The sequence below is a fragment of the Polaromonas sp. OV174 genome (assembly GCF_900112285.1).
Taxonomy (GTDB): domain Bacteria; phylum Pseudomonadota; class Gammaproteobacteria; order Burkholderiales; family Burkholderiaceae_C; genus Polaromonas.
This window is the reverse complement of sequence record NZ_FOKZ01000006.1, coordinates 109,381-136,167: the sequence shown is the minus strand read 5'-3', so window position 1 is coordinate 136,167 and position 26,787 is coordinate 109,381. Positions and strand designations below refer to the sequence as shown.

Genomic DNA, 26,787 nt, shown 5'->3' with positions numbered 1-26,787 from the left:
AACTATCAGGCAGCGGCGTTATCCACTTCCACAAATTCGTCGGAACCTTCAGCCGAAACAGCCTTGACGACTTCGTTCATGGCGCTGGCACGGCCTTCCAGGATCGCATCGGCGATACCGCGAGCGTACAGGGCCACAGCCTTGGACGAGTCATCGTTACCGGGGATGACATAGTCAATGCCGATAGGCGAATGATTGGAGTCGACCACACCGATCAGCGGGATACCCAGCTTCTTGGCTTCCAGAATCGCGATTTTGTGGAAGCCCACATCGATCACGAAAATGGCGTCTGGCAATGCATTCATGTCCTGAATGCCGCCGATGTCTTTTTCCAGCTTTTCGATTTCGCGCTTGAAGGTCAGCTGCTCTTTCTTGCTGATGGAATCCAGGCCGGCTTCTTGCTGGGCCTTCATCTCTTTCAGACGCTTGATCGAGGTCTTGACCGTCTTGAAGTTGGTCAGCATGCCGCCCAACCAGCGCTGGTCAACGTAAGGCACGCCGGCGCGCTTGGCTTCCATGGCCACGGTCTCGCGAGCCGTGCGCTTGGTGCCCACCATCAAGATGGTGCCGCGATTGGCGGTCAATTGCTTGGCGAACTTCATCGCGTCCTGGAACATCGGCAGCGATTTTTCCAGGTTGATGATGTGAATACGGTTGCGGTGGCCGAAGATGTATGGAGCCATCTTGGGGTTCCAGAAGCGGGTCTGGTGACCAAAGTGGACGCCAGCTTCCAGCATTTCACGCATATTTGTCGACATATAAAACTCCAAAGGTTGTGTCTAAAATCAACGCTTATCCCCCGGAAGAATTCCCGGGCGACACCTTGAATGGTTGATTTGCGAATTGCCTTGCCAACAACTAAATCGTCATTCGCAAAGCCAATCGAGTATAACACCCTCCCGCCCCTCCTCATGAGCCAGCAGCACTCCCCAAGCGATCTTCACGCGACCCGCCAGTCCCTTCTTGCCGGCCAAACCCACCTCCAGGAAATTTTTGAGCAAGCGAGCAGCATCGCTCAAAGCGAAGCCTGTCGCCACGTCTTCATGCCCGGCTCAGCCGAAAGCCCGTTGCTAGGCGCCCTGGAGCCCGAAGCGCCGCCCACCAGCGTCTTTGGCGACCCGGCCTTGCCTTTGGCTGGGATTTCCGTTTCCATCAAGGATTTGTTTGACGTGGCCGGCCAAACCACGGCCGCCGGCTCCACCGTGCTGGCAGGCGCGGCGCCAGCCAAGGCAGATTGCCCCGCCGTGGCACGGCTGCGAGCGGCCGGGGCGGCCTTCGCCGGCCGCACCAATATGGTGGAGTTCGCCTTTTCCGGCGTCGGCCTCAACCCGCACTACGGCACGCCCGTCAACCCGGCCGAGCCCGTCGCGGCCATTCCTGCGGGTCGCTCCGAAGGCCGCATTCCTGGCGGCTCGTCGTCGGGCGCCGCGGTGTCGGTGGCCACCGGCGCGGCCCTGGTCGGCCTGGGCTCGGACACCGGCGGCTCCATCCGCATCCCGGCCGCGCTGTGCGGCATCGTTGGTTTTAAAAGCACGGCGCGCCTGGTGCCGACCACAGGCACCGTGCCGCTGTCGAGTAGCCTTGACACCGTCTGCGCCCTGACGCGCTCGGTCCGCGACGCCATCACGGTGCACGAAGTGCTGGCGGCGCGCAGCGTACAACTCACCGGCAAGCCGCTAAGCGCCTGCCGCCTGGCCGTGGCGCGCACGCAAATGCAGGACGGGCTGAGCGGCACCGTGAGCAAGGCCTTCGAACGCAGCCTGCGGGTGCTGCGCCAGGCCGGCGCGCGCATTGAAGAAATTGCGCTGGAGGAAATCGGCGAGTTGGCCGCCATCAACGCCAGCGGCGGCTTGTCGGCCGCCCAGAGCCATGCCTGGCACCGCACCCTGATCGCCGAGCACCAGACCCAGTACGACCCGCGGGTGGCGCAGCGCATTTTGCGCGGCGCCCGCATGAGCGCCGCCGACTACATCGACCTGCTGGCGGCGCGCCAGGCCTGGATAGCCCGCATGGAAACCCGCCTGAACGGCTTTGACGCCATACTCTCGCCCACCGTGCCCATCGTGGCGCCCTCGATTGCCAGCGTACTGAAAGATGATGATGAATTTTTTCGCATCAATGGCTTGTTGCTGCGCAACACGGCGGTGGTTAACATGCTGGACGGCTGCGCGATCTCCCTGCCCTGCCACACCCCCGATCAGCTGCCGGTAGGCCTGATGCTCTGGCAAGCCGCGCTGCACGACGATGCGCTGCTTGACCTGGCGCTCCAGGTCGAAGCGGCGCTCACCCAGTCACTACAAAAAGAGTAGCGCATTGCGCCCTATGGTATTGGGCTAGCCGCCTGTTTTACTTATAAAAATAATGCCTTACCCGTTTTTTCAATGTCCGCGCCGCGCCGCTTTACCGGGCACTGGCGCATGAAGGTTGCCGTTATTGGTGCCGGCATCATCGGCATCACCACCGCCTACGAGCTGGCCGCAGACGGCCACGAAGTCACCGTCTTTGAACGCCGCAGCGCCGCCGCCGAAGAAGGCAGTTTCGCCAATGCCGGCGTGGTTGCGCCCGGCTACATCACCCCCTGGGCCGCACCCGGCATGCCGGGCAAGGTGCTGGGCCAGCTGTTCAGCCGCCACGTGCCGGTCACGCTGAGCCTGCCGCTGTCAGGCCGCGAACTGGCCTGGCTATGGCAATGGCGACGCGCCTGCCAGCTTGAAACCCATCTGGCCAACCGCGCCCGGATGCAGCGCCTGGCGCATTACAGCCGCAACCGGTTGCAGCAACTGAGCACCGAGCTGGAGCTGGACTACGAATGCAGTCCCGGCTACATGGTCTTGCTGCGCTCCGAAAAAGACAGCCGCCAGATCACTCCCAGCCTGCAAGTGCTGAGCGATGCCGGCGTGAGTTTTCGGCAGATCAGCGCCGAAGAAGCCCGCCAGATCGAGCCGGCGCTCAGCCCCGACACCGCCTTGCATGGCGCCGTGCACCTGCCCGACGATGGCGTGGCGAACTGCCGGCAGTTTGCACTGCTGCTCAAGAACGAAGCCCAGCGCCTGGGCGTGAGTTTCGAGTTCAACAAGGCCGTAGCCCAAATGGACAGGGCGCAACCAGCTAGCTTTTTAATAGCAGGCGAAGCCTCGCCGCGACACTTCGATCAAGTGGTTTTGTGCGCCGGCCAGGCTTCGGCCGAACTCCTCAGGCCGCTGGGTTTAAAGCTCCCCCTGGTCGCCGTGTATGGCTACTCGCTCACCGCGCAGATTCGCGATCCCCTGAATGCCCCCTGCAGCGCCCTGATGGACGAACGCTACAAGGTGAGCATTTCCCGCCTGGGCCATCGCGTGCGCGTGGCTGGCGGCGCCGAAATCGGTGGCTCGCTGGAAAGCCGCAGCGCCAGCGCCATCCAGACGCTGTACAAGGTCTTGCAGGATTGGTTTCCAGGCGCGGCACAGCGCTCCAGCCGCCAGGGCAACGCGCAGCTCTGGAAAGGCGCGCGGCCCATGCTGCCCGACGGCCCGCCCCTCATAGGCAGCAGCGGACGCACCGGTCTGTGGCTCAATCTTGGCCACGGCGCCAGCGGCTGGGCCCTGAGCTGCGGCAGCGCACGGGCACTGGCCGACCTGATGGCGGGCCGGCCTACCGACATCGACATGGAAGGCCTGGGTCTGGGCCGCCTGGCTTGAGCTGCCATGGCGAACCGGTATAGTGAAAGCGCCCGGGGCATTTTGTACCAGGCACTCAACTTCTAACTTCCGATTGGAGTTCTCATGGGTATGTTCAGTTTCATCAAAGAGGCCGGCGAAAAGCTGTTCGGGCGAGGCGAAGCCAAGGCAGCCCAGGAAGCCGCCGCCGCCAGCCCCACGCCAGAAAATCTGGCAGCCCTGAACCAGGCCGCAGGGGATGCCATCAGCAACTACATCATCAGCATGAAGCTGAACGTCGACGCACTCGCCGTCAGCTTCGACGGGTCCAGCGCGACCGTCACCGTCGCTGGCGTGGCGCCCGACCAGGCGACCAAGGAAAAAGTATTGCTGTGCTGCGGCAACGTGGCCAATGTGGTGGCCGTCAATGACATGATGACCGTGGCCGACAGCACGCCTGAATCACAATGGTACGCGGTGATCAGCGGTGACAACCTGTCCAAGATCAGCAAGCAGTTCTACGGCACGCCCAACAAATACACGCTGATATTTGAAGCCAACCAGCCCATGCTGACGCACCCGGACAAGATTTACCCGGGCCAGCTGCTGCGAATTCCGGCCGAGGCCTGAAACCGCTGCGCGGCACCTGACTGAAAGCCCGGTTCACCGGGCTTTTTTACGCCTGCGCCCAACCCCTCATACAGATCAAGATCAGCCGAAAGCGCCATAACAAACCACAATCAGGCCATGCAAAGAATCTCCAGCAATTTCAGCCAGCCGCTGTATAGCGTGGCCGCCACCCGCCAGCTTGAGCTGCAGGCTGCCGCCAGCCTGGCGCCGCATACGCTGATGCAGCGTGCCGGGCTGGCCGTGGCCAGGCTGACCCTGGCGCTGGCACCCCACGCCCAGCACATCTGGGTGGCCTGCGGGCCTGGCAACAACGGCGGCGATGGCTTCGAGGCGGCGCTGCAGCTGCATAGGCTAGGCAAAACCGTGGTCGTGACCTGGACCGGCTCGTCCGCCGGCCCAAGCAGCTTGCCGCCGGACGCCGAGGCGGCGCGCCAAAGAGCCCTGGCCGCCGGCGTTGCCGTGGCAGCGCATCCGCCGCAAGGGTTTGACTTTTGCATTGATGCGCTGCTGGGCATTGGCGGCAGGCTGGACCCCAGACGCTCCGGCACGGCGCTGATGCTGCAATGGCTGGCGCTGATGCAGGCCAGCCCTGCTCCTCGGCTGGCGGTGGATGTGCCGACCGGACTGGATGCCGACACAGGTTGCTTCAACCTGGGAAATACTACCAAATCAATAGCTGCCAGCACCCATCCATCAAGCGCTGCAGCCACTTTTACCTTAAGCCTGCTGAGCCTCAAGCCAGGCCTGTTCACGGCCAGCGGCCGGGACTGCGCGGGCCAGGTCTGGCTGGATGATCTGGACGTCCAGCCCGTCAGCAGCGTCGCCCCCAGCGCCTGGCTGCTGGGCGCAGACCGCGCGGGCCAGCCACCACGTACCAGCGCCCCTCACGCCAGCCACAAAGGCACGTTTGGCGATGTGGCCGTGCTGGGTGGCCAGTCTGCCGGCAGCAGCCACATGACGGGGGCGGCGCTGTTGGCCGCCCGCGCGGCACTGCATGCGGGCGCGGGCCGGGTCTTTGTCGCCTTGCTGGGCGATGCCGGGCTCACCGTCGATACGACGCAAGCCGAGCTGATGTTCCGCAGCCCGGCGGCGCTGGACCTGCAGCAGCAAGTCGTGGTCTGCGGCTGTGGCGGCGGCGACGCGATCCGCAGCGTGCTCGCCAAAGTGCTGTCCACGGCGCCGCGCGCCGTGCTGGACGCGGACGCGCTCAATGCCATCGCCACAGACCCGCAGCTGCAAGCCCAACTACTAGCCCGCCAGGGCCGCGGCTACAGCACGGTGCTGACACCCCACCCGCTGGAAGCCGCGCGCCTGGCTGGCGTGACCAGCACCGCGGTGCAGGCCGACCGCCTGACGTTCGCCCGGCAGTTGGCCGAGCGCTTTCAGTGCGTGGTGGTACTCAAGGGTTCGGGCAGTGTCATCGCCGCCCCGGGCCAGCCCGACATGATCAATGCCTCGGGCAATGCCCTGCTGGCCACGGCAGGCACCGGCGATGTGCTGGCGGGCATGCTGGGAGCCTATCTGGCCAGCGGCCTGAGTGATTTTGAGGCGGCCTGCGCTGCGGTGTTTGCCCATGGCCGCATCGCCGATGAATGGGCCAGCGAGCGCCCCGGCCAGGCGCTGACGGCGTCAGCGCTGGCCGAGTCACAGCGCCGTTAAGAGCCGCCATCAAAACCCAGCGCAGCGGTCCTGGCTAGGCGTGTGGCCGCAGACAGTGCTGCAGCACGGCAAGGCGGCACAACGACGCCAGGAGGGTTTTGTTTGCGGCTCTAAGCCAGCACCATCATGCCGATCTGCAGCACCAGCAGCAGCACCAGTGCCGACAGATCGACGCCGCCCACCGTCGGAATCACGCGCCGCAACGGCGTCAGCAAGGGCTCGGTCAAGCGCCCCAGCAAGCCGTAAGCCGGCGAGCCAGGTTGAATCCAGGACATCAGGGCATAGCCCAACACCAGGATGAACAAGGTTTGCAGCGTCACCCGAACCAGCATCTTCAGGGCAAAAGCCAGCACGCCCAGCCAAGCCACGGGCGAAGAACCCATGAAGTTGGCAGCGCCCAGCAACAGGCCGAACAACAGCCACCACAGCAAGGCATAGGCCAGCGCCAACAAGGCGGCGGCCAGCACGCTGGCCCAATCCAGTCGTGACCGGGCCAGGGATTTGGGCAAAATCCGACGTAGCGGCTTGACCAGCCAATCGGTCAAGGCCATCACAAAACTGCCGGGCTGCGCCACCATATTGATGCGCACCCAGTTCATCCAGGCTCGCAGCAGCGCTGATGCAATCAGCAAAAAGAAAACCGTCTCAAGCAAAAAGCCAAGAATCTGGATCAGCATAACGTTCCGAACAGGCGCACCGCCAAGAGTTGAAAAAGAGGCGTCATGAGCATCCTAGCGACGCGGCTTTTTGCCTGGCTTGCGATCGGGTTTGCCGGCTGATTTCTTGGCCGCGGCCTTAGCGGGCCGAGCCAGCGATTTAGCAGCATTGTCAACACCGACAGCACGGCTGCCGGCATGCGACTTGGCGTGCTTGCCCGCCCCCTTGCCTTCGGCACGACGCGCGGCGCGGCCCTCGTGGACTGGCAATTCAACGGCAGAGCCACCGGCCTTGTCCCTTTTGGCACGGCTCAGCACGCCGGCCGCCTTGTCCTCGCCCTCGTGCACCAGACGAAAGTCAATTTTCCGGCCATCCAGGTCAACCCGGCTGACCTGCACCCGGACCCGCGTGCCAATGGCATAGCGAAGGCCGCTGCGCTCGCCGCGCAGTTCCTGACGCGCTTCGTCAAAACGGAAATATTCACCCCCAAGCTCGGTGATGTGCACCAGGCCCTCCACATACATGGCGTCCAGCGTCACAAAGATGCCGAAGCCGGTGGCAGCCGTTACCACGCCGCCAAACTCCTCGCCCAAATGTTCGTGCATGTATTTGCACTTGAGCCAGGCTTCCACATCGCGACTGGCTTCATCGGCCCGGCGCTCGTTGGCGCTGCAGTGCAGGCCGGCTGCCTGCCAGGCCAGTTGATCTGGCGTCGCCTTTTGGGGCTTCTCATCCGGACTCTTTACTCGGGCAGCCAGCCGCTTGGACAGCTTGGCCTCGGCCTCGCCCGGCGTGGGCAGGACAGGCAACTGATATTTTTTCTTGTTCAGGATCGCCTTGATGACGCGATGCACCAGCAAGTCGGGATAACGGCGGATGGGACTGGTGAAGTGGGTGTAGGCCTCGTAGGCCAGGCCAAAATGGCCGTTATTCATGGGCGTGTAAATCGCCTGTTGCATGGAGCGCAGCAGCATCGAATGAATTTGCTGCGCATCCGGCCTGTCCTTGGTGGCCATGGCAATCTGCTGGAACTCACCCGGCGTTGGCTCGTCGCTAATGGTCATCCCCAAGCCTATCGCCTTGAGGTAATTGCGCAGCATCTCATTTTTTTCGGGCGTCGGGCCCTCGTGCACGCGAAACAGACCCACATGCTTGCTCTGCGCAATGAAGTCGGCCGAACAGACATTGGCGGCCAGCATGGCTTCTTCGATCAGGCGGTGCGCCACGTTGCGGGTACGCGGCACGATTTTCTCAATGCGTCCCACTTCGTCACAGACGATCTGGGTTTCGGTGGTTTCGAAATCAACGGCACCGCGGACGCCCCGGCCCTTGAGCAAGGCCTGGTAAACATCATGCAAGTCCAGCAAATTCGGCACCAGCGCCTTGCGCTGCGCGGCCTCCGGGCCACGTGTGTTGGCCAAAATGGCGGCCACCTCGGTATAGGTAAAACGGGCTTGGCTGAGCATCACGGCCGGGTAAAACTGGTAGGCATGAACCTCACCCTTGGCGTTGACCAGCATGTCGCAGACCATGCACAGACGCTCTACATTGGGGTTGAGCGAGCACAGGCCGTTGGAGAGTTTTTCCGGCAGCATGGGGATCACGCGGCGCGGAAAATACACGCTGGTGGCCCGGTCGTAGGCATCAATATCGATGGCGCTACCGGTTTCCACGTAATGACTGACATCGGCAATGGCGACCAGCAGGCGCCAGCCCTTGCCGCGCCCCACCTTGGCGGGCTCGCAATAGACGGCATCATCGAAATCGCGGGCGTCTTCGCCGTCAATCGTGACCAGGGGGACATCGGTCAGGTCTACGCGTTGCTTTTTGTCAGCCGGACGTACTGCGTCTGGCAAAGTGCGGGCCAGGGCCAGGGCAGCTTCGCTGAACTCATGCGGCACGCCATATTTGCGCACGGCGATTTCAATTTCCATGCCCGGGTCATCCATCTCGCCCAGCACTTCCTTGACTCGGCCCACGGGCTGGCCAAACAGGGCCGGCGGCTCGGTCAGTTGAACCACCACAATCTGCCCGGGCTTGGCCGCGCCAATACCGCCCTTGGGAATCAGCACATCCTGGCCGTAGCGCTTGTCTTCGGGGGCGACCAGCCAGACGCCACTTTCCTGCAGCAAGCGGCCAATGATGGGGTTGGATGAGCGCTCGATGATTTCGGTGACGCGGCCTTCGGGTCGGTTTTTGCGGTCATGCCGCACGATGCGCGCCTTGACGCGGTCCTTGTGCAGCACGGCACGCATTTCGTTGGGCGGCAGGTAGATGTCAGCCTCGCCGTCGTCGCGCAACACAAAACCATGGCCATCGCGATGGCCTGAAACGGTGCCCTCGAATTCGGCGAGTAGTCCGGACGAGGTGCCTGAGGTTTGATGAGTTGTTTTGATAAGAGGTCTCTTTTCGTCAGATGCCGGGAACAACAACACGTTGTTGATGCACGGACTTGAATATAGGGGATTGGCCCGCCGGGATGCAGTTTTGCAGGAGCATACTGGAACAGATATTAGCCGCGATCCATGAAAACCATGTGTCGCTCCTTGACGCGATCCTTCATGCAGGCCGGAATCACCAGGCGAAGTCACCGAAGAATCAGCGAATGCCATCACGTCGCATTGAAATTCTGCAAGAAATATGGAAATTAGAGCAGACCTCCCTGAAAAGGCGCTCCGCTAATGGTAAACTGCATACATGCCCGGGTGGCGGAATTGGTAGACGCGCACGGTTCAGGTCCGTGTATCGCAAGATGTGGAGATTCGAGTTCTCTCCCGGGCACCAAAAAAATAAAAGGCCTCTGTGAAAACAGGGGCCTTTTTTATTTTCCGATCTACGAATGTAGAACCATTCGTCAACGCATCATCATCGCAACCGAGCTGTCGAAAAATTCTCGGGATCAACACATCGCCAGATTGGACGCACAATTTTTTGTGCCCGATGTCAGGCAAAAATCCATCCGAACCGGAATCACCCCCCTCGCACAGTGGTAAACTACGCGCATGCCCGGGTGGCGGAATTGGTAGACGCGCACGGTTCAGGTCCGTGTATTGCAAAATGTGGAGATTCGAGTTCTCTCCCGGGCACCAGAAAATAAAAGGCCTCTGTGAAAACAGAGGCCTTTTTTGTTTTCAGCCCAAACTTGCGAAAGGCGACGCTGACATGGCCGCAAAAAAGCTTCGCACTACCCCGTCACCAGTACAGGGCTGCCGAAGCCTTTTCAGCACCAAGCAAGTTCTATATGGGTAGCGCCACCAAATCATGACCCTGGACACCAACAATGCGGGCCCGGGTAAATTCGCCGACCTTCAGCGTTTTGCTGATCTTCTCAGGCGGCAGCAGTTTGACCACGCCATCAATCTCGGGCGCATCGGCATAAGAACGGCCGGTGCCGCCCTTGCGCCCCAAGGCTGGTGCCGAGTCCACCAACACCTGCATGGTGGCGCCCACGCGCTGTTGCAGCTTCTGGCTTGAAACGGCTTCGGCAACCGCCATAAACCGCGCACGTCGCTCTTCACGCAACTCCAGAGGCAGCATGCCGGGAATGTCGTTGGCCGTGGCGCCTTCCACGGCGCTATAGGCAAAACAACCAGCACGGTCAATTTTGGCTTCGCGCATGAAGTCCAGCAAATGCTCGAATTCGGCCTCAGTTTCGCCCGGGAAACCGGCAATAAAGGTACTGCGGATCACGATCTCGGGACAAATCTCGCGCCAGCGTGCAATGCGCTCCAGATTTTTCTCGCCACTGGCCGGGCGTTTCATGCGCTTGAGCACATCCGGGTGACTGTGCTGCAAAGGCACATCCAGATACGGCAGCACCTTGCCCGTGGCCATCAGAGGAAGTATTTCGTCCACACTTGGGTAGGGATAGACATAGTGCAAACGCACCCAGGCGCCGTAAGGCTCGGCAATCTCGCCCAGCGCCTGAACCAGCTCCAACATGCGCGTCTTGACCGGCTTGCCATCCCAGAAGCCGGTGCGGTATTTAACATCGACGCCATAGGCCGACGTGTCCTGACTGATCACCAGCAACTCTTTGACGCCACCCTCAAACAAGGCCTTGGCCTCACCGAGCACATCGCCAATCGGACGCGACACCAAATCACCCCGCATCGACGGGATGATGCAAAAGGTACAGCGATGGTTGCAGCCTTCGCTGATTTTCAGATAGGCGTAATGCCTGGGCGTCAGCTTGATGCCGGCCACGCCAAAGGAATTGGGCACCAGATCCACAAAGGGGTCATGCGGCTTGGGCAAATTCAGATGAACGGCATCCATCACCTCCTGCGTGGCATGCGGGCCAGTCACCGCCAGCACGCTAGGGTGCATCTGCCGCACTAGGTTGCCGCCGCCCTCACCCGCCTTGGCGCCCAAACAGCCGGTCACGATGACCCGGCCATTTTCTGCCAGCGCCTCGCCAATCGTGTCCAGGCTTTCCTTGACGGCATCATCGATAAAGCCGCAGGTATTGACGATCACCAGATCCGCGCCCTCAAAGGTTTTGGAGGTCTGGTAGCCCTCGGCGTTGAGTTGCGTCAGGATCAACTCGGAATCGGTAAGCGCTTTGGGGCAACCTAGCGATACCATACCTATACGTGGGGCGCGGTCTAATTGTGTGGTCATAAGGGGTTCGTTATGGGTGGTCTGGTTTATAGCTATATGCGGTTTTCTGATCCGCGCCAAGCAGCTGGTCATAGCGGCGAGCGGCAGCGCGCGTATGCGGCGCGCTGGGCAGAGGAGCACGGCCTGCAGCTTGACGACTCGCTCTCCCTAAAGGACGAGGGCCTCTCGGCCTATCATCAGCAGCACATCAAATCGGGCGCCCTGGGAGTCTTTTTGGCGGCGGTTGATGCCGGCCGCGTACCAGTTGGGTCGGTCTTGATCGTCGAGGGACTGGATCGACTCTCCCGCGCCGAGCCCATCCAGGCCCAAGCGCAACTAGCCCAGATTGTAAATGCAGGCATCACCGTCGTCACGGCCAGCGACGGAAAGACCTACAGCCGCGAGCACCTTAAGGCCAATCCCATGGACCTGGTCTATTCGCTGCTGGTGATGATTCGAGCCCACGAAGAGAGCGACACCAAGAGCAAGCGGGTGCTGGCCAGCATTCGCCGGCAGTGCGAGGGCTGGATGGCGGGCACCTACACCGGGCTGATCCGCAATGGCAAAGACCCGGCCTGGCTGGAGCTGGTGGACGGCAAATGGCAAATTGTGCCGAGCCGAGTAGAAGCGGTGCATGCCGGCCTGGATCTGTACCGGCGCGGCCATGGTGCCAGCAGCATTGTGCGTGAGTTGCACACTCGTGGCCTGTCGCTGACCGGGCGCGGCCCCCAGGCGCTGCAGATCTACCGCCTGATCCACCAGCGCGCCCTGATAGGCGAAAAAGAGCTATTGCTGGCCGGCGAGCAATACAACCTCCCCGGCTACTACCCTGCCCTGCTCACACCGGCCGAGTGGTCCGAGCTGCAGGCGGTGGCTGGCGGCCGTGGCCGCCGGACTGCCAAGGGGCCAGTGCCACACATCATCACCGGCATGCGAATTACGCTGTGCGGCTACTGCGGCCGCGCGCTTTGCGGCCAAAACATTGGCACACGCAACCGCCTGCCCGGCGGCCGCATCCAGGATGGGCACAGACGTCTGCACTGCACCAGTAAAGCCTACGGCGACGGCTGCCCGGTCGCTGGCTCCACGTCGGTCGCGCCCATCGAGCGGGCGCTGATGTCTTATTGCTCTGACATCGTCAACCTGCAGGCACTTTATGGCGCCGACCGTGCGGCCGCGCCCCGTGCCCGCCTGGCGACGGCACGGGAGCGGGTCGCCGACCTGACGGAAAAGCTGGAGCGGCTGACCGACGCCATGCTGGCCAGCGCGGGCAGCGTGCCGGCAACATTCGCCAAGCGCGCCCGCGAACTGGAGGCTGAGCAGCAAATACAACAGGCCGAGATCGTCGCGGCCGAGCGCGACCTGGCCGCCAGCGCCCGCACCCACCTGACGGGTGCGGACGAGATCTGGCGCAAGCTGAGTGAGGGTGTCGAGGCGCAGGATACCGATTCGCGACTACAGACGCGCCAGCTGGTCGCCGACACGTTTGAGCGCATCGTGATTTACCACAAGGGTGTGCGGCCCAGCGAGACGCCACCCGGCATGATGGACATGATGCTGGTCGCCAAGGGGGGAACGGCGCGCGTGCTGCGGATCAACGCCAAGGGCGAGTGGGTTGCGGCCGAGAGCATGGCGGGCGCCTGCACATGAGTCATGGCGCCGGCGGATGCCGCCTGTCCTCGATGTCCAGTATCTGATTCAGTTGGCTTTCAATTTCCCCGTACCCAGCTCGACAGGTGGCAATGGCTGTGCTGACATCCCGATCAGTGGCAGCTGCTTGGGCCGTACCCGCAGGTTCGCGGGCAGCGGCTCGCATTGACTCACGACCGATGGCGTTGAGCATGCCGACAGTGCCAGCATCAAGGCAAGAGCGGCCAGACAGTTGGGCAATTTTTTCACGGGCGTTTCCGAGTTGGTTTGAGATGGTGGCCACGGCCGTGGCGTGCTTGCCGGCGGCCGTGTCATTGAATTGGCGCTGCTGCCTGGCATCGCTTTCGCGCAAGTCCTTTGCAGCCAGCTCGCGCTGGGCATCCACGCCGACGTGATACTTGATGCCGGCCGCGCCGCCGGCGGCGAAGATGGCCAGGGCCAGCACCAGCTGCAGGGGCCAGCTCATGCCAACTCCTGAATGCCCAGCTGCGCGCCGGCGTCGGTAATGGTGATGACACGGTTGACGGTCTTGTCAGGCACGCGGGTGCTGACGTGCACCCACTGCTTACCCTTCACGCCCTCCAAGATCAGCTGGCCGATACCCAGCGTGGCCACCAGCGGCGCCAGCAGCTTGGCGATCTGGTAGGGCGAGCCGTAGCCTGGCGCCACGATGTCGGCGGCATGTCCCTGGGTGTGGTCTGAACTGGTGACGCCGCCCACGGCCCGATTGAGCGCCTGACCACGGTAGCCGCTCGTGACGACGATGGGGGCATTGAGGGTGGACCGGATGCGCTCCAGCATCTCGGCAGTGCGCACCAGGCGTGGCACGATCTCCTCGGCTGGCATGTTGTCCAGGCCCAGCTGACTGGCCTTGCTGCTGGCCGTCAGTTCGGCCAGGGTGAAATGGGGCGTGAGTTTCATTCCTTGGATTCCTTCAAAAATTGATGCGGCACCCCTCGGCGCCAGTGGTGGCTGGTGACGATCTGGGTGTAGGTGATGGCACACACCAGGGCGGTGGAAATCAGATCCGGCCGGTACGCGAACAGCCAGGGCGCGGCCGCGCACCAGGCCGAGACGATGGACAGCCCGGTGAATACCCAGCGCACCGAGGGCAGCGTATTGGCCTTGGAGGTCTTGGCGAGCCGGCAAAAGCACGACATCAGCAGCGCCAGTGCATGCACCTGAAACAGCACAAGCAACAGCTTGGCAATCATGGGCCGGCCCCCTTGCGCCCGGCCAGTGCCGACAAGCCACTCAGGGCGGCCCCCAGCACGCCCTGCCAGCGGCTGCCGATCCAGCCGATCAGGAAGGCCACCAGCGCCAGGACTTCCATCGCTGGAATGCTCCAGTAAATCTCGACCAGCGCGCTGAGCGTGCCGGCGATCACTACCGCCATCAAGACGTAGCGACCCACATACTTGAGCGCATCGAGGCGGCCGGTGGTGGCCACCTCGCCCAGCGAAATCAAGGTGCCGACAAATGCCGCAAAAGCCACAGTGGCGATGGCGCCGTACTTGGCGCCAACCAAGGATGAGGAGATGGCCACCAGGGCCGCGCCAGCTGCGCCGGTAGTGGACGTGGGCTCAGGCATGCGCCACCTCCTCGCCATGACCGCAAGGCCGCGACAGCGCCGCATAGAGCGAGCAGGGGTCGAAACGCCAGGCATCAGGCATGCCCAACATCGCGGCCACGGCCTCACTGCAGACCCAGCGGCCTTTGTCGTGGCCCAGCACGCGGGCGACAAAACCCAACAGGCCCAGGTAGTCGTAACCCTGGCCTTCACGCTCAGCCAACCAAGCCCAGGCAGCCGCTGCATCGCCGCCGACCTCGATCACATCCCAGTGAGCCGGGTCCAGTCGCATGTGTTTGATGCGCACGCCGCCGTCCATCATCGAACTGCTGGCGCAAATGGCCAGGCCTGCCGCATCGGTGCCCAGGATGATTTCGACATGCGAGTAGTCGCCACGCAGCCACCAGGCCGTCAGCCGGTTAAACAGGCGCTTGCGCCCTTTGTAAAACGCGACCTTCACAGCGGTCGCTCCTCGGGCTGCACGGGCGCATCCAGAATCTCCAGCGCGCGGCCCGGAGCCAGCAGCCCGCCAGCCTCAAGCTGCTCGACGCCTGCACGGGTATCAGCGCGACTCAGGTCAATGTAAGTGGCTGCAGCCATATCGGCCAGACTCGCCCGCAGCGCTGCCGCTTGCTGGCGCTGGAGAAGCGGCGCCGTCGGGTCGTCAAGGGCGGCCATTTCTAGCCCGACCTTTTCCGTCTGGGTAAAGCGGCCACGGAACGCCAGCCGCGTCAATCGGGTCGCCACAGCCAGCGTCAACACGCCTTCGGCATAAACATACTCGCTCAGTCGTGTGACGTCGAAATCGTCAGGCGCTGCAATGTATTCGCCTGGTCCGGCGTAAGCGTCGGTTGCCGTGGCCGCAATGCGGCCGCCTTGGATGATCAGTTTCATTTCAAAAATACCCTTTCTGCGTGTGATTCATGGGAATGCCCGAGCAGTCTGCAGGCCTTGACCAGCTGCGCGCGGCGGTGAAAATCCTTACCCTGGCGCATCAAGCCCAGGTAGCTGTTGGCCACGCTGCGGCGCTGCGCGGCGTCAGGCTCACGCTCCAGGGAGCGCAGCGCGTTGCCCAACAGGCGCTTGCGGGTGCGTGTGTGATGCGGGCGCACGATGTGCCCGACAAAATCAACACCGCGATCCACCGGCTGCAGGATGGTTTTCGTTGGGTTGAGCCGTAGCCCAAGGCGCTCTTGTGCAAAGGCCTCGATGCGCGCCAGTGCGGCCACCAGCCGGGCCGGATCGCGCTCCAGCAAAATGAAGTCGTCCACGTAGCGCACGTAGCCCATGGACCTGATCTCGTGCTGCGCAAACTGGTCAAGCGCATCCAGATAAATGTTGGCGAAGAACTGACTGCTCAGATTGCCAATGGGCAGCCCAAAGCCCGCGCGCTGATTGAACAGACTTTTGTACGGCGGCACGCGGGCCATCAGCTCGGGCGAAGATCGCACTTCGACGTCGGCACGCGGATCGTGGAACAACACGACATCGGCGAGCCAGAGCCACCAGGGCTCGTGGATTTTTGCGGCCAGCTGGGCGCGCAGGATGCTGCGGTCGATGCTGACGAAGAAATTGGCAAAGTCGCATTTCAGGTAGTGCGCGGGCACGGTCCAATTTTCTGTAACGCGCCGGATCTTGGACTCCAGCCGCCTGGCGCCGTAAAGGGTGCCGCGCCCAGGCAGGCAGGCGCACGAATCGGTGCTGAAAGCTCGCACGAAGCGCTCGGCCACGCGGTTGTAGAGCAGGTGATGCACAACGCGATCGCGAAAGTCTGCCGCCCACACCTCGCGTGGCTTGGGCTTGAGGACGACAAAGCAGATGCTGCGGCCTGGCGCGTAGGTGCCGTCATGCAGCTCAGCGTGCAGCTGCATGATGTTGCGCGCCAGGTGCGCGCCAAACGCTATGGCGCTGGCGCTGTTGCTCTTTCTTTTACGGCAGTCATGCCACGCCTGCAGCAAATCCTCCACGGTGACATCGCATTCGGTTTGATTTGCGGACAGCCCGAGCCCGATAGCTGTTGTTCTTGTTGTTGTTGGTGACAGAGCCATCGGAGAAATTGACATACCACGCGTTGGTCGTGTTGCTCGGGTGCTGGGGAGGTTCTCGCTATCTACGTCGCCGCGCGGATTGCTCCCTGCGGAAACTGCGCCCGTCCTGCCGCCCGGCTGGGCAGTGGTTACGGTGGGTACGCATGGCCGTGGGCTTGTGGCCCAGGGGCGAGACCAGATCAAACTCATGGGTGTGGTGGCCTTGACCATCACACAACGGGAGCGCGGTGTGCTTTGCGCCACCCGCCCGCCTGGCGCCCGATGGCGTCAGTCAGAGCGATGGTGCGCGCGTGTTGGGGGATGCTGATCAGGCGCAGGTCTGCGCTCAGTTGCAACAGTAACTGCACCACTTGCAGCCGCTCCAAAAGAGCGCCTATGAGCTGCCGCTTGTCTTGTGCGGCATTGGCGCGGTAGATCCAGGTTACAAGTCCCACGCACTCGGTCTTGATTTGGGTGCCGAGTGAAGATTTGTAGTCCTTTGGCATCGACCGCGTTATTTCCGCTGTGACGCGAAGCAGCTCATAGGTGCTCTTGTAGATGGGCAAGTGGTTGGACATGGCAAATTCCGTCGCCCTGCCCGGCTGTGCCGGGCAGGGTTAAAGATTAAAAATTAAAGTTTGATCCTGCGGACAGCCCGAGCCCGATAGCTGCCGTTCTTGTAGGTGCTGGCGACAGAGCCATCGGAGAAATCGACATACCACGCGGTGGTCGTGGTGCTCGGGTGCTGGGTTGCCGACCAGTATGGGACGGCCTCGTAGGCCTGCGCGCCCCCAGCCTTGAATGGAGTGCTATCGGCGACCCCGGAGCGGAGTTTTGCCGCGATGGCCTGGATGACGTTATAGGCCGGCGGCGCCCAGTCCGTGTAGCCACCGATTCCCAGTCCACGCGCCCACTGGAACAGCGGATGCGCCGCGTTGTTCTGGGCATTGGCATTGACCAGGCCGTCATCGTTGTTAGCGGTGTTGGCCGAGTCGTCTTGCGAGGTTTTCCACAAAACGCCTGCATGCTCCCCCGCCTCTTTGGGCGCCTGCACCACCGCGTACTTGTCTGCACCCACTGTGTTGATCACGCCGAAATACCCACCCGCCAGCGGGGCGCCATACACCGAGGAGCGCAGTGATGCGCTGGCGTCCACGGCGGCCATCTGTGGCGCGCTGCGCAGCAATTCAAAAAACACAGACTCAATAGAGATGGCCCCAGCCACGGCGGCGGCCGATGGTGCGGCAAAGACGGCAGCCAACACGGATGCCGTGGTCGCATGGGCCGCCGGATCAAGCCCGGCGCGGGCGGCGGCCAGCTTTGCTGTGGCCGTCGGGTTCGCCAGCAACAGACCTTTGGCCAGGGGATTGGCCTCCACCTCGCGCACAAAGACGGTGTTTGTCACCAGCGCATTCAGGGCGCTGGTGCCGCCCAGCAAGGCACCAAATGACGTGGGCGAGGCCGTCATGCGGCGCGCCTGGCCGCGCATGCCGAACATGACGGACAACTCCGACACGCGGGCCGGATCGGCCACGAGCAAGGCCTGGAGCTGGGCGCCCGTGAGCGTTCCAGCCTCCAGGGCGTTGAATAAGCGCACAGCGCGTAAGAGAGGCATGTCAAAACTCCTTGAAAACAGTGATCTGCCAGTTGGCAGGAACGCCGCCGGCAGTGGTTGCGGCGGCGGATGGGTTGTTGAGGGTGATGGTGACGGCGCCCGGGGTCGTCACGCGGGCTGTGACGGCCAGCCTGGCGTCGAGCGCAGCCAATGGGCTGGCTAGCACGGCGCAGCCCACCGTGGCGCCTGCAACGCTGGCCATGAATGCCGCGCTGGATGTCGCGGCAATGGTGGTGAGCGGGCAGGCTGCCGTGGCGCGCAAGATGCTGCCCAGCTCGTCGCGCGCGTCGTCGTCGGGCAGCTCCCACGCAGCCAGCAGGTCGGGGTGAGCGGATTCCAGCAGCCATTTGCCGGCGGCATGGGCAAAACAGGTTTCGTCGTCGTCGGGCTCGTCGCTGGCGGCCGTCAGGACAAACAGGCCCAGGCCGGCCACTATGGCCTGGTCGCCAACCGCAGTCTGCGCAGTCCGCAGCGTGGCGCGGTCATCGTAGGCAATGTGCGGCACCTCGCTGCCGACCACGCTCCAGGCGGCAGACACGCCAGGCTCTGCGGCGGCCACATCGGCCAGCGCATCGAGCAGCACCCAGAATTTGCCGCCATGCCAGGCGGTGGCGGGCGGGGCCAAGGGGCCGGCGAGATCGGCCCAGCGGCCCACAAAATCGGCGGCGCTTTGCGCGGCCTGGGCGCTCAGGGCGGCCTCGTCGCGGAAGCCCTTGGCCTGATCCTTGATGCCCGTGGTTTCGTTGACTGCGGCGTTTTTGATCGCTGTGGTTTCAGCGACTGCGGCGTTTTTGATATTGGTGACATCGAACACGGCCTGCTCGTGCGTGGCCTGCCCAGCCAAGGCCTGCTCCTTGGAGGCTACGGCGTTGGTATAGGCCGCCTGCCCGATCTCCTGCTGACGCTGCGTTACGGCGGGCATGGACGAGCCGTAGGCGTAGGCCTCGGCGTTGAAATTAGGGCTGCCCAGTGCTGGGTAAGGCGGCACCACTGGCGCCTCTGGCGGTGCGACGATGTCTGTCATACGTTTCCTTCGATCTTCAGGTTGACACGGGCCGTGGCCCAGTTTTCGGCCGTCACCGATCCGGTGACAAAGCCCACGGTGGAGATGTGCGAGTAGCGCGGCAGGCTGCTGGCCTCGATGGGCACGGGTATATCCAGGATGCGATCCAGCAGGCTTTTGGCGGCGGGCGCTTGCGCGGCGCCGATCTGCACCGACGCGCTGATGTTGGTGGCGCGCCTGCCGGCAATGCGGGCGTAGGTGCCATCGTTGTTGCGCTTGTAGTAGCTGTAGCTTTTGGGCGCCACGTCGGCGCCATACTCGGTGCCGCCCTCCGTGCTGCTGAGCGGCGACAGCAGCGTGCGCCACTGGCCCGGCTGGATGTAGCCGACGGCCACTTTTTCGGCGGGATTGTTGCGCGAAAGCTTGATCGTGATCTCCGCGTTGGGGCGCATGGGCAGGCCTTGCAGCGTGTGCTTTGTGGCGCGCTGCAGGTCGCCAAACAGGTATTCAAACTCGCCATAGGCTTGGCTCCACAGATCCTGGTCGATCGGGTCGATCAGGTCCACGCCGTCTGGCTCGTCCTTTACCCATAGTTGCAGCCGGTCGGCCTCGGCGGCGTAGATCGCCAGGCCCGTCACAAACCCCGGCTGCAGCACGTAGGTCAACTCACCCACGGCCTCGGCCTTGGTGTAGAGGTACTCATCAAACGGGGCCATGCGGTTGCTGGGCCGTTCGCGCAACCAGGTCGCCGCAGCCGCGCCCGTGCCGGGCACCAGCGTGCTGGCGGGCGCATCCTTGGTGCACTCGTAAATCCAGCCTTCCCACACGCGCCGCGCGCCGACGACATAGCTGCCGCCCAATACCCACTCCACCTCGCCGGCCGCTGCATCGACGGCGGGAATGGTGGTGCCGGCGCCGAACATGGCGGGCGTGACCAGCGTTGGAAGAAGAATATTCATGCGACCAGCACCCCTCTGCGCACGGCGTTTCCGCCTTCGCTGACGTCGTCGAATTGCTCCACCAGTTGCGGCAGGCCTGCCGTATTGCGCTCGATGGCTTCGAGCCGGCCCTGCAGCTGTTTGTTTTGTTCGGTCAGGGTCTCCACCAGCGACTCCAAGCGGGCGGTGTTGCCGCCACTGCCAGAGCCAGAAAGGATGGAGCGCGTCTGGCTGGCATTGAAGATGCGCGACGGGCCGGTGGACTCCAGCTCGGGGCCGTTTTCGCCGACGATGCGCAGCCCGCCCATGTGATCGCCACCACCGGCAAACGCTGGCAGGCCGTTGGCCGCCGCCCAGCCGGCAGAAGCGCCAGACTCCAGGCCCAACAGCTTGTCAAGGTCAGCAGAACTCAGGCCACGGTCAAGGGCCTCGGCATAAATACCCGCTTCGTTGCCGGCGGCCAGCGCAGCCTGACCTTGCGCCGCCAACTCGGCAGCGAGCGCGGCCTGGTTGCCGCCGGTGACGGGGCCGCTGGCGCCGACCATGAAGTCCCAGCCAGCGTTAGCCTGACCGGCTGCGACACCGTGGATGCCCTGGCCCTGCAGCATTGCCAGATCGGCATCACTCAGGCCGACCAGGTTTTTCAGGCCCATGTCGCTCAGGCCGGCTTTGTTGATCAGGTCCTGCACCTTGGCGTAGTCGCCGGCCGCATACGCATCGGTCAGCGTGTACTTGTCGATAAAGGACTGGTAGTTGCTGCCGTCTTGCTGCGCGCTGCTGTAGCCCTTGAGCTGGTCCTGGCTGATGCTGGCGGTGTAGCCGCTGCCCGCACCCGTGCCGCCCAGACCCACGCCGGCAGCCGCTGTCTTGGCGCCCAGGATGGCGTCGGCGAGTCGCTGCACCGCGTCGGCGACGCTGAGCACGCTGGTGTCGATGCCGTGCAGGGCGTCGATCTGCAGCTTGGCGGTTTCCAGCACACCGTCCAGCGCCTTGAGCTGGTCTTCGGCGGCCTTCAGCGCCAGCTCGGCGCTGCTCAGCTGTTTGCCGCCTATGGTCTGCAGCTGGCTCAGCTTGCCGGCCAGCACCAGCTGGTCGCGCTCAAACTCAAACTGCGAGGCGTACTGATTGGGGTCCAGGCCGGCGCGCGCGCCGCTGATGGCCTCGGCCAGTGCGGCGGCGTCGGGCATGCGGCCAGTGCTTTGCGCGGCCGAAAGAGCCTGCGTGATGAAGGCGTTGGCCTGGTCGGCGGCCTGGAGGCGCGTGCTATCCACCGCGCCATACAGGTCTTTGACGTTGCTCTTGAGGTTGTCAAAGATGGATTTGAGGCTGCTGACCTGTTCCTGGGCGACCTGACGGCCGACATCGATGATCTTTTTCTGGGCGTTGACGGCCCGCTCCAGGGTGCTGTAGGCGGTGTCGACGGCGGCATTGGCCGCGTCCACCACCGCCTTGTGGGCGGCTTCCGTAGCCGCTTTGCTGGCGTCCTCAGTGGCCTTGCGTGCCGCCTCGGCACTGTTGGCCATGGTGGCAAAGGCCCCATTGACCGACAGCAGCGCGGACACCACGGGCGCACCCGCGTCACCCAGCGCAATCGCCGCGTCCATTTGCGCGCGGAAGGCTTCGCTGGTCTTGGGCATGGCGACATTGACAGCGGCCAGGGCCTCGGTGATCTGGCGCGAGGTGTTTGCGGTTTTTTCGGCCTCGCTGTAAAAGTTGTCGTAATAGCTGGTCAGATTGGCACCCAGCTTGTCCAGTCCGCCGGCCGCCGCGATCAGGCCTTGCGTGGCGGTAAAACTCAGATCGGCCAGTTGGGCAAAGGGCAATTGCAGCAACTGGTCGTGAAAGACCTTGAGCGCCTGGGCACCGTTCAGCGCGGCGGTGATCTGGTCTTGCGTGGCGCTTGATGCCGTGATGCCGTCGAAGACGCCCGCGAGATGCTTGGGCAGCTCGGAGCCTTGCAGCGCGGACAGCACGGCGCGGCTAGCTTCCAGGCTGTAGGCCTCTTTCGAGTAAACGGTGTTGTCGGCGGTGCTGTAGGTGCGGCCACCCACTGCGCTGGAAAATCCGAAGTGGGCGGTTTCGCCGTCACTGTTGCCGCCTGCACCGAAGGCTGCGGCCGTGCGGCCAATGCCCAGGGATGCAGCAAGCGAGGCGTAGGATGCCTGCAGGCCGGCCACAGCGGTATCGGCAGATGCGGACTCACCAAAGCGGCCGCTGCGGCCGACCTGGTTGCCAGCCGCGTCATAGTTGATCGTGCTCTCGCCGGTGTTTTTGGAGGCGGGCTTGCCGCTGTCAAACAAACCAAACATCTGAGCCGCCACCAGCGCGGCGCCGATATAGGGCATGGCCGTGCCGATGGTGGACAGGATGCCGGCAGCACCCGCACCAGCGGCAGCCGTGGTGCCGGAAGCCAGCGCCACGCCAGCGCCAGCCTCTGCCGCCAGGTTGGCCGCAATCGCGGCCTGCGCCGCCGAGGCTGACCCGGTAGCCACGCCCGCCCATTGCGCGTTAGCGGCGATCAGCGTCCCCAGGCCATCACCGCCCGCGAACTGAGCGGCATTGGCGGCCATCAGCGATGAGGTGGATGCGCCCGCCGTCATGCCGGCACCGAATGCGCTGGTCAGGCTGGAGAGGTTGCTGAGATTGGCGATGCTGCTTGCACCGCCGGACGCGTTGGCGAGCCCCGGCAAGCCCAAGGCGGCAGTCGCGACGCCCGCCACCAGCTGCACACCCAGCTTGAGCGTGGTTGTTTTGAGGGTGTTCTTGATGCCGTCCAAAAATGACTTGAAAAAGCCCTTGCCGGACTCAAACCCGCGATACAGGGAGTCGGTCAGGCCGTTATAGAGGGAGTCGGTGAATTGCTTCCAGCCGGCGGCGGCTTCCTGCGCGATGGCATTGGCGCCCTTTTGCCCTGCGATCTGGCGCAGCAGTGCGGCCTGGCGCTCCAGCTGATCGGATTCGGCATTGTTGCCGTCACGGGCACGCAGGGTGACAGCCAGGCGCTCCTTGGCCGTGGCCATCTCCTCGGTGCGCGCCATGTCGAGCACGCGCACCTGCTCAGCAGTCTTGCCGATGGTGGAGGCTTCGAACTCCATGTCGCGCAGCTGCTGCTCAAGCGCAGTGGTGTCGCGGATACGGGCGTCGATGCGCTTGTCGGCCTCGGCATTGACTTCTGCATAACGCTCGGACAGGTCGCGGTTGAGCTGCTTTTCACGCGCGCCTATCTTTTCTTCCTGCTCGGCAATCTTGGCTTTTGTGGCGGCCACATCCTTCAGGCCGGCTTTCTTGGTCGCATAGACCGCCAGCTCGTCCTGCAACAGGCCCTTGCTGACGGTCAGGGACGCAATCTCAGCGGCGGCAACCTGCTCGATGGCGTCGATCTCGCCGAGCAGCCCGCGCTTGCGCCGGGACTGCAGGTCTGCGGTGGACTCTTTCGTTTGCGCAGCCTGCAGCTTGTCGAGGCCACGCAACCGCTCGATCAGTGCACCAATGGCGTCGGCGGCGCCGTCGGCGCTTTTTTTGTCCTTGTCGAGGATATTGGTGAAATCGAGATTAGGCTTCCCCGTACTGGCAGCCTCAGCGCGCGCGCGTAAGTCTTTGGCGTCAGCGTTTACCGCAAAGTCTCTTTCCGCCTTGCGTCCTGCAATGCGGGCAGCCATCGCCTTTTCAGTAGCATTTCCCTCTATGGCCATCAGCTTTTCGTAACCGGCATTTGCGTCTGCAAGTGTCTTGTTCCGGTCTTTTAGCTGCGCCTTGAATTCAGCGAAGGGATTCTTACCACTCGCCACCGCGACAGATAAGGCGACTGGATTCAGAAGCGTTGCCGCCTTGTCAGCCGTCTCGACATCAGCCCAAACAACCTTAAAGCTACCCGCCAAGGCAGACAACAAGGACGGCAGAATTTTTGCGACGTCGATAAGCCGAGCCAGGCCCATTGCAGCATGGTCGGCCCAATCCTCTACGCCATGATCACCAGCCAGGGTCTTCTGCACGCCATCAAGATCACTGCCTTTTTTTGATGCCTCCAACAGGACCTCGACAAAATCCGCCATGGTAGGCAGCATGTCCAGGGCCAATTTCTTCTTCCAGGCATTGCCGCTTACCTCCAGCCGCATCAGGTTGTCAGAAAAATCATCAGCCATAGCTGACTGCTCGGCCGTAACCTTGGCCTGCAATTCGCCTGCTGTCGCCAAGTCCTTAAAGAAGGGCAGCATCTTGAACCCCTCTTTGCCATAGAGCGCCATAGCGACGGCAGCTTTTCCGGAGCCATCGGCAAAACCATCCATGGCCTTGGCCACAGTCTGCATCTGCTGATCCGGCGACATCTTCTTGAACTTATCGAAGTCGATGCCTAGAGTTTCCAGGGCTTTGCCGGTGCCTTTACTCTCCTCACTGGCACCCGCCATGTTTTTGGCCAGCTTACTCATAGCGCTGGAGATGGCATCTGCGCTTTGCTCGCTGTATTTCCCAATGCTTGCCAACCCCGACAAGGCCTCGACCGTGACGCCGGTCTGGATGGCAAGGTCGTTGAGCTTGGCGGCGCTTTCGATCGTGTCGTGGATCAGGCTCTTGAAGGCCGAAATGGTGAAGCCCGCAGCCAATCCGCCGGCGATGGCGCCGACCGTGGTGGCGATCTTGCGGCCCAGGCCATCCATGGTGTCCTGGATGCGCTTTCCTGCCGCGAGCGCGGCCTGCTCGGACTTGTCGAGGCCGCCGGTGAATTGGGCGTACTCAAGCCCGAGCTTGACGACCAGTGATCCGAGTGCTGCCATGGGTTATTCCTCTTTTTTTCTTTGCTCGTGGTCTGCCGCCAGTACGGCGGACTCCATCAGCTGCAGGTCGGCCATGAGCGCGCGGCGGCGGCGCGGTCGAAAATTCAAAGCCAGCCAACTGATCACGCCGGCATAGTTAAAGCCCATGCGCTGGCCGGCCATGCCGGCGTATTGCCACTGGGTGCGCAGGCTGAAAAAGGCATTGACCACGGGGATGTTTTCGGCATAGACGCCAAAGGTTTCGGCGTCCGCCACCGGCTCGGCTTTCGCCATCTGCTCGCGCGCCTTGGCCAGCTCTTCAGGCGGCGCGCCCCAGGCCTGCATACCCTCGATGACGCTTTCGTCGACATCGAAGGCGCCGGGCGCGTCATCGCGCACACCAGCCCACCAGCGCGCCGCCTCTATCAGTTTTTTTCGCGTGAACCCGTGTTGGCGCGCCAGAAGGACATGACGGTTTCGCGCACGGCCCCGGTGAGCTTCAGGAGCCCTTCGAGGTTTTCAGGGGTGAAAGGCACGTCCTGGCCTTGCGCGTCTTTCATCTGCCAACCGACCAGCTTGCGGCGCACCAGCTCCACATGCTTGAGGGCCAGCAACTCTTCGCGATCATCTTCGGACGCACGGTCAAAGACGGCGGTGAAGGATTCTTCCTTCCAGCTGCCGTTTTCCTGCTTGACGCTAACGGTGACGGTTTCTTTGAAGGTCTGGGTGGGGGCGAGATTGAACATGGTGTTTTAAAAAGGTAATGGGCAATAAAAAAACCACCGCAGGGGTGGCTCAGGAGGACAAAAAGGGGTATCGGAACTAGCGAACGACGATGCGCAGCTCGTCGTCGCCCAGCAAGGGCAGCAGATCGAAGGGCATGGACATCATGGCCACGCCCTGGTCGTCTTGCAGGGTGAAGGGACCGCACTGGATCTGGGGCAGGTTGAGCTCGATGATGTTGCCCGCCGTGGTGCCATGCACCAGCTGGCAGGCGCCCACGGTGCCCTCGCGCACGACCTCGGCCCAGTTCTTGGTGGTGACGCTGGGGAGTTCCATCGTGACATTGCCGGTGGGCTGGCGGTCCGGGCTGTGAGCGCCGGCGCAGTTGATCATCTCGCGCCAGCTCATGCTGTTGCCCCAGGCCACGCTGAAGGCCGACGTGCAGGCCGACAAGCCATGGAAGGTGAAGGTGGGCGTATTGGCCTTGCCCACGGTCTTGGGCTGGGTGAAGGCGCTGTAGTCGACACCCACGGGCATAACTGCCTCTTCGGTGGGGGTGCTGTAGGCGCCTATGAATTCGAACTTCATGACCGGGATGCCCTTGGCATTGGTCTCGAAACTGACATTGCCCTTGGCGCCGGTGACCATGAATTTGGTTTTGTCCAGGTAGCCATACAGGGTCAACGTGGGCTCGCCTTCACTGACCGGGTCGTAGGTGACGTCGGTGGCCGCCGTCACGGTCTCGGCAAAGCCGCAGGCCTCAAGCAGCAGACCCCAGGCCGGTGCGGTGCCGGCGGCGCCGCTGCCGGCCAGCTCGACTTCAAAGGTGAACTTGCGGTGCTCGCCGACCGTCAGCTTGCCGCTGTTGCCCTTGTAGGGCCGGATCAGTTCGCGGCCGACCTGCTCGGCCGTGATGGGCTCGGGCATGAAGGCCCGACACAGGATGGCATTCAGGACGGGCGTGGGGGCGCTGTCGGTGCCGCTGATGGCTTCAATTTTCGCCAGCAGCAGCATTTTCTTCATGGATTTGGCCATGGTGGACCTTTCGAAGTTATCGGGATTGCAGGGTTACGGGAGGGTGGTGCTGCCGCTTTCGGCTTCGGCGGCAAGGGGGTCGACAGCTGCTGCCGGCGCCACCGCATCGGGCACGCGGGTGCGGATGCCGGTGGCGGGATCGCGCACGTAGCGTCCGCCCTCGCCGGTGTGCGCATCGCGTGGGTGCGGCGGTGTTGGCTGGTGTGCAGACGTCTGCACGGTGGCTGCAGGGGCGGACGCGGCTGCGCCCGCCGCCGCTGGTGTTGCGGTGCGTTTGGTCATCAAGTGGCTC

General features: G+C 63.1%; 25 protein-coding genes and 2 tRNA genes. 7 read left to right on the top strand and 20 right to left on the bottom strand.

The window, feature by feature from the left end; translation table 11 throughout:
* Positions 1-5: 5 nt before the first annotated feature.
* Positions 6-758 (bottom strand): 30S ribosomal protein S2, encoded by a 753-nt coding sequence (gene rpsB / locus BM160_RS07750; RefSeq protein WP_092003051.1) that lies wholly within the window; start codon positions 756-758, stop codon positions 6-8.
* Positions 759-911: 153 nt separating this feature from the next.
* Here rpsB and BM160_RS07745 point away from each other — a divergent pair, with 153 nt between their 5' ends.
* From BM160_RS07745 to BM160_RS07730, 4 genes are all read left to right on the top strand, one after another.
* Entirely contained in the window at positions 912-2,309 is a 1,398-nt protein-coding gene (locus tag BM160_RS07745) for an amidase (RefSeq protein WP_092003048.1), read from the top strand.
* A 108-nt stretch (positions 2,310-2,417) separates the two neighbouring features.
* Entirely contained in the window at positions 2,418-3,677 is a 1,260-nt protein-coding gene (locus BM160_RS07740; protein WP_092003209.1) for a D-amino acid dehydrogenase, read from the top strand.
* A gap of 84 nt (positions 3,678-3,761) precedes the next feature.
* Positions 3,762-4,265 (top strand): peptidoglycan-binding protein LysM, encoded by a 504-nt coding sequence (gene lysM / locus BM160_RS07735; RefSeq protein WP_092003045.1) that lies wholly within the window; start codon positions 3,762-3,764, stop codon positions 4,263-4,265.
* A 117-nt stretch (positions 4,266-4,382) separates the two neighbouring features.
* A complete protein-coding gene (locus BM160_RS07730; RefSeq protein WP_092003042.1) occupies positions 4,383-5,924 on the top strand; it encodes an NAD(P)H-hydrate dehydratase in 1,542 nt (513 codons plus the stop codon).
* Positions 5,925-6,034: 110 nt separating this feature from the next.
* Here BM160_RS07730 and BM160_RS07725 read toward each other — a convergent pair whose 3' ends face one another.
* Positions 6,035-6,601, bottom strand: coding sequence for a YggT family protein (locus BM160_RS07725; RefSeq protein ID WP_092003040.1), 567 nt, complete (start codon positions 6,599-6,601; stop codon positions 6,035-6,037).
* A gap of 54 nt (positions 6,602-6,655) precedes the next feature.
* Positions 6,656-8,977 (bottom strand): ribonuclease R, encoded by a 2,322-nt coding sequence (rnr, locus tag BM160_RS07720; protein WP_092003206.1) that lies wholly within the window; start codon positions 8,975-8,977, stop codon positions 6,656-6,658.
* 303 nt (positions 8,978-9,280) lie between these two features.
* On the opposite strand from rnr, the gene BM160_RS07715 reads away from it, so the two are divergent.
* Both BM160_RS07715 and BM160_RS07710 read left to right on the top strand, forming a co-directional pair.
* Positions 9,281-9,365 (top strand) — tRNA-Leu (locus tag BM160_RS07715).
* A gap of 220 nt (positions 9,366-9,585) precedes the next feature.
* Positions 9,586-9,670, top strand: a tRNA-Leu gene (locus BM160_RS07710).
* 148 nt (positions 9,671-9,818) lie between these two features.
* On the opposite strand, the gene rimO is transcribed toward BM160_RS07710, so the two are convergent.
* Positions 9,819-11,204 carry a 30S ribosomal protein S12 methylthiotransferase RimO gene (rimO, locus tag BM160_RS07705; protein ID WP_092003037.1) on the bottom strand — a complete coding sequence of 462 codons (1,386 nt, stop codon included), beginning with the start codon at positions 11,202-11,204 and terminating at the stop codon, positions 9,819-9,821.
* Between the two features lie 12 nt (positions 11,205-11,216).
* On the opposite strand from rimO, the gene BM160_RS07700 reads away from it, so the two are divergent.
* Positions 11,217-12,833, top strand: coding sequence for a recombinase family protein (locus BM160_RS07700; protein WP_255368724.1), 1,617 nt, complete (start codon positions 11,217-11,219; stop codon positions 12,831-12,833).
* A 1-nt stretch (position 12,834) separates the two neighbouring features.
* On the opposite strand, the gene BM160_RS07695 is transcribed toward BM160_RS07700, so the two are convergent.
* The 16 genes from BM160_RS07695 to BM160_RS07620 form a co-directional block, all read right to left on the bottom strand.
* The gene (locus BM160_RS07695; RefSeq protein ID WP_092003034.1) at positions 12,835-13,299 is read right to left on the bottom strand and encodes a hypothetical protein; all 465 of its coding nucleotides are present in this window, start codon (positions 13,297-13,299) and stop codon (positions 12,835-12,837) included.
* Positions 13,296-13,754, bottom strand: a complete 459-nt coding sequence (locus BM160_RS07690; protein WP_092003031.1) for a D-Ala-D-Ala carboxypeptidase family metallohydrolase — start codon at positions 13,752-13,754, stop codon at positions 13,296-13,298. Before BM160_RS07690 ends, BM160_RS07695 begins: the two co-directional genes overlap by 4 nt.
* Positions 13,751-14,047, bottom strand: coding sequence for a hypothetical protein (locus tag BM160_RS07685; protein ID WP_092003028.1), 297 nt, complete (start codon positions 14,045-14,047; stop codon positions 13,751-13,753). The genes BM160_RS07690 and BM160_RS07685 overlap by 4 nt, the downstream gene beginning before the upstream one ends.
* Positions 14,044-14,424: a hypothetical protein gene (locus BM160_RS07680; protein ID WP_092003025.1), complete on the bottom strand. Its 381-nt coding sequence runs from the start codon at positions 14,422-14,424 to the stop codon at positions 14,044-14,046. Before BM160_RS07680 ends, BM160_RS07685 begins: the two co-directional genes overlap by 4 nt.
* Complete coding sequence (locus tag BM160_RS07675; protein ID WP_092003022.1) at positions 14,417-14,863, bottom strand: hypothetical protein; 447 nt, start codon at positions 14,861-14,863, stop codon at positions 14,417-14,419. Before BM160_RS07675 ends, BM160_RS07680 begins: the two co-directional genes overlap by 8 nt.
* Positions 14,860-15,297 carry a hypothetical protein gene (locus tag BM160_RS07670; RefSeq protein ID WP_092003019.1) on the bottom strand — a complete coding sequence of 146 codons (438 nt, stop codon included), beginning with the start codon at positions 15,295-15,297 and terminating at the stop codon, positions 14,860-14,862. Before BM160_RS07670 ends, BM160_RS07675 begins: the two co-directional genes overlap by 4 nt.
* On the bottom strand, positions 15,294-16,370 hold the full coding sequence (locus BM160_RS07665; RefSeq protein WP_255368723.1) for an RNA-directed DNA polymerase: 1,077 nt from the start codon (positions 16,368-16,370) through the stop codon (positions 15,294-15,296). Before BM160_RS07665 ends, BM160_RS07670 begins: the two co-directional genes overlap by 4 nt.
* Before the next feature lie 290 nt (positions 16,371-16,660).
* Positions 16,661-17,008, bottom strand: a complete 348-nt coding sequence (locus tag BM160_RS07660) for a four helix bundle protein (RefSeq protein WP_092003013.1) — start codon at positions 17,006-17,008, stop codon at positions 16,661-16,663.
* Positions 17,009-17,061: 53 nt separating this feature from the next.
* Positions 17,062-18,045 carry an Lcl domain-containing protein gene (locus tag BM160_RS07655; RefSeq protein WP_092003010.1) on the bottom strand — a complete coding sequence of 328 codons (984 nt, stop codon included), beginning with the start codon at positions 18,043-18,045 and terminating at the stop codon, positions 17,062-17,064.
* 1 nt (position 18,046) lies between these two features.
* A complete protein-coding gene (locus BM160_RS07650) occupies positions 18,047-19,069 on the bottom strand; it encodes a hypothetical protein (RefSeq protein WP_092003007.1) in 1,023 nt (340 codons plus the stop codon).
* Positions 19,066-20,007 carry a hypothetical protein gene (locus tag BM160_RS07645; RefSeq protein WP_092003003.1) on the bottom strand — a complete coding sequence of 314 codons (942 nt, stop codon included), beginning with the start codon at positions 20,005-20,007 and terminating at the stop codon, positions 19,066-19,068. Before BM160_RS07645 ends, BM160_RS07650 begins: the two co-directional genes overlap by 4 nt.
* Positions 20,004-24,758, bottom strand: a complete 4,755-nt coding sequence (locus BM160_RS07640) for a coiled-coil domain-containing protein (RefSeq protein WP_092003000.1) — start codon at positions 24,756-24,758, stop codon at positions 20,004-20,006. The genes BM160_RS07645 and BM160_RS07640 overlap by 4 nt, the downstream gene beginning before the upstream one ends.
* Before the next feature lie 3 nt (positions 24,759-24,761).
* Positions 24,762-25,136: a DUF1799 domain-containing protein gene (locus BM160_RS07635; RefSeq protein WP_092002997.1), complete on the bottom strand. Its 375-nt coding sequence runs from the start codon at positions 25,134-25,136 to the stop codon at positions 24,762-24,764.
* A gap of 26 nt (positions 25,137-25,162) precedes the next feature.
* Positions 25,163-25,483, bottom strand: a complete 321-nt coding sequence (locus BM160_RS07630; protein ID WP_092002994.1) for a hypothetical protein — start codon at positions 25,481-25,483, stop codon at positions 25,163-25,165.
* 76 nt (positions 25,484-25,559) lie between these two features.
* A complete protein-coding gene (locus BM160_RS07625) occupies positions 25,560-26,495 on the bottom strand; it encodes a phage tail tube protein (RefSeq protein ID WP_092002991.1) in 936 nt (311 codons plus the stop codon).
* A gap of 33 nt (positions 26,496-26,528) precedes the next feature.
* Positions 26,529-26,714 carry a hypothetical protein gene (locus BM160_RS07620; RefSeq protein WP_143093202.1) on the bottom strand — a complete coding sequence of 62 codons (186 nt, stop codon included), beginning with the start codon at positions 26,712-26,714 and terminating at the stop codon, positions 26,529-26,531.
* Positions 26,715-26,787: the final 73 nt, after the last annotated feature.

Excerpts from the sequence above, each read along its gene's own strand:
- rpsB (WP_092003051.1), bottom strand. The coding sequence starts at position 758 with ATGTCGACAAATATGCGTGAAATGCTGGAAGCTGGCGTCCACTTTGGT.
- BM160_RS07745 (WP_092003048.1), top strand. The coding sequence starts at position 912 with ATGAGCCAGCAGCACTCCCCAAGCGATCTTCACGCGACCCGCCAGTCC.
- BM160_RS07740 (WP_092003209.1), top strand. The coding sequence starts at position 2,418 with ATGAAGGTTGCCGTTATTGGTGCCGGCATCATCGGCATCACCACCGCC.
- lysM (WP_092003045.1), top strand. The coding sequence starts at position 3,762 with ATGGGTATGTTCAGTTTCATCAAAGAGGCCGGCGAAAAGCTGTTCGGG.
- BM160_RS07730 (WP_092003042.1), top strand. The coding sequence starts at position 4,383 with ATGCAAAGAATCTCCAGCAATTTCAGCCAGCCGCTGTATAGCGTGGCC.
- BM160_RS07725 (WP_092003040.1), bottom strand. The coding sequence starts at position 6,601 with ATGCTGATCCAGATTCTTGGCTTTTTGCTTGAGACGGTTTTCTTTTTG.
- rimO (WP_092003037.1), bottom strand. The coding sequence starts at position 11,204 with ATGACCACACAATTAGACCGCGCCCCACGTATAGGTATGGTATCGCTA.
- BM160_RS07700 (WP_255368724.1), top strand. The coding sequence starts at position 11,217 with ATGGGTGGTCTGGTTTATAGCTATATGCGGTTTTCTGATCCGCGCCAA.
- BM160_RS07695 (WP_092003034.1), bottom strand. The coding sequence starts at position 13,299 with ATGAGCTGGCCCCTGCAGCTGGTGCTGGCCCTGGCCATCTTCGCCGCC.
- BM160_RS07690 (WP_092003031.1), bottom strand. The coding sequence starts at position 13,754 with ATGAAACTCACGCCCCATTTCACCCTGGCCGAACTGACGGCCAGCAGC.
- BM160_RS07685 (WP_092003028.1), bottom strand. The coding sequence starts at position 14,047 with ATGATTGCCAAGCTGTTGCTTGTGCTGTTTCAGGTGCATGCACTGGCG.
- BM160_RS07680 (WP_092003025.1), bottom strand. The coding sequence starts at position 14,424 with ATGCCTGAGCCCACGTCCACTACCGGCGCAGCTGGCGCGGCCCTGGTG.
- BM160_RS07670 (WP_092003019.1), bottom strand. The coding sequence starts at position 15,297 with ATGAAACTGATCATCCAAGGCGGCCGCATTGCGGCCACGGCAACCGAC.
- BM160_RS07660 (WP_092003013.1), bottom strand. The coding sequence starts at position 17,008 with ATGTCCAACCACTTGCCCATCTACAAGAGCACCTATGAGCTGCTTCGC.
- BM160_RS07655 (WP_092003010.1), bottom strand. The coding sequence starts at position 18,045 with ATGCCTCTCTTACGCGCTGTGCGCTTATTCAACGCCCTGGAGGCTGGA.
- BM160_RS07650 (WP_092003007.1), bottom strand. The coding sequence starts at position 19,069 with ATGACAGACATCGTCGCACCGCCAGAGGCGCCAGTGGTGCCGCCTTAC.
- BM160_RS07645 (WP_092003003.1), bottom strand. The coding sequence starts at position 20,007 with ATGAATATTCTTCTTCCAACGCTGGTCACGCCCGCCATGTTCGGCGCC.
- BM160_RS07640 (WP_092003000.1), bottom strand. The coding sequence starts at position 24,758 with ATGGCAGCACTCGGATCACTGGTCGTCAAGCTCGGGCTTGAGTACGCC.
- BM160_RS07630 (WP_092002994.1), bottom strand. The coding sequence starts at position 25,483 with ATGTTCAATCTCGCCCCCACCCAGACCTTCAAAGAAACCGTCACCGTT.
- BM160_RS07625 (WP_092002991.1), bottom strand. The coding sequence starts at position 26,495 with ATGGCCAAATCCATGAAGAAAATGCTGCTGCTGGCGAAAATTGAAGCC.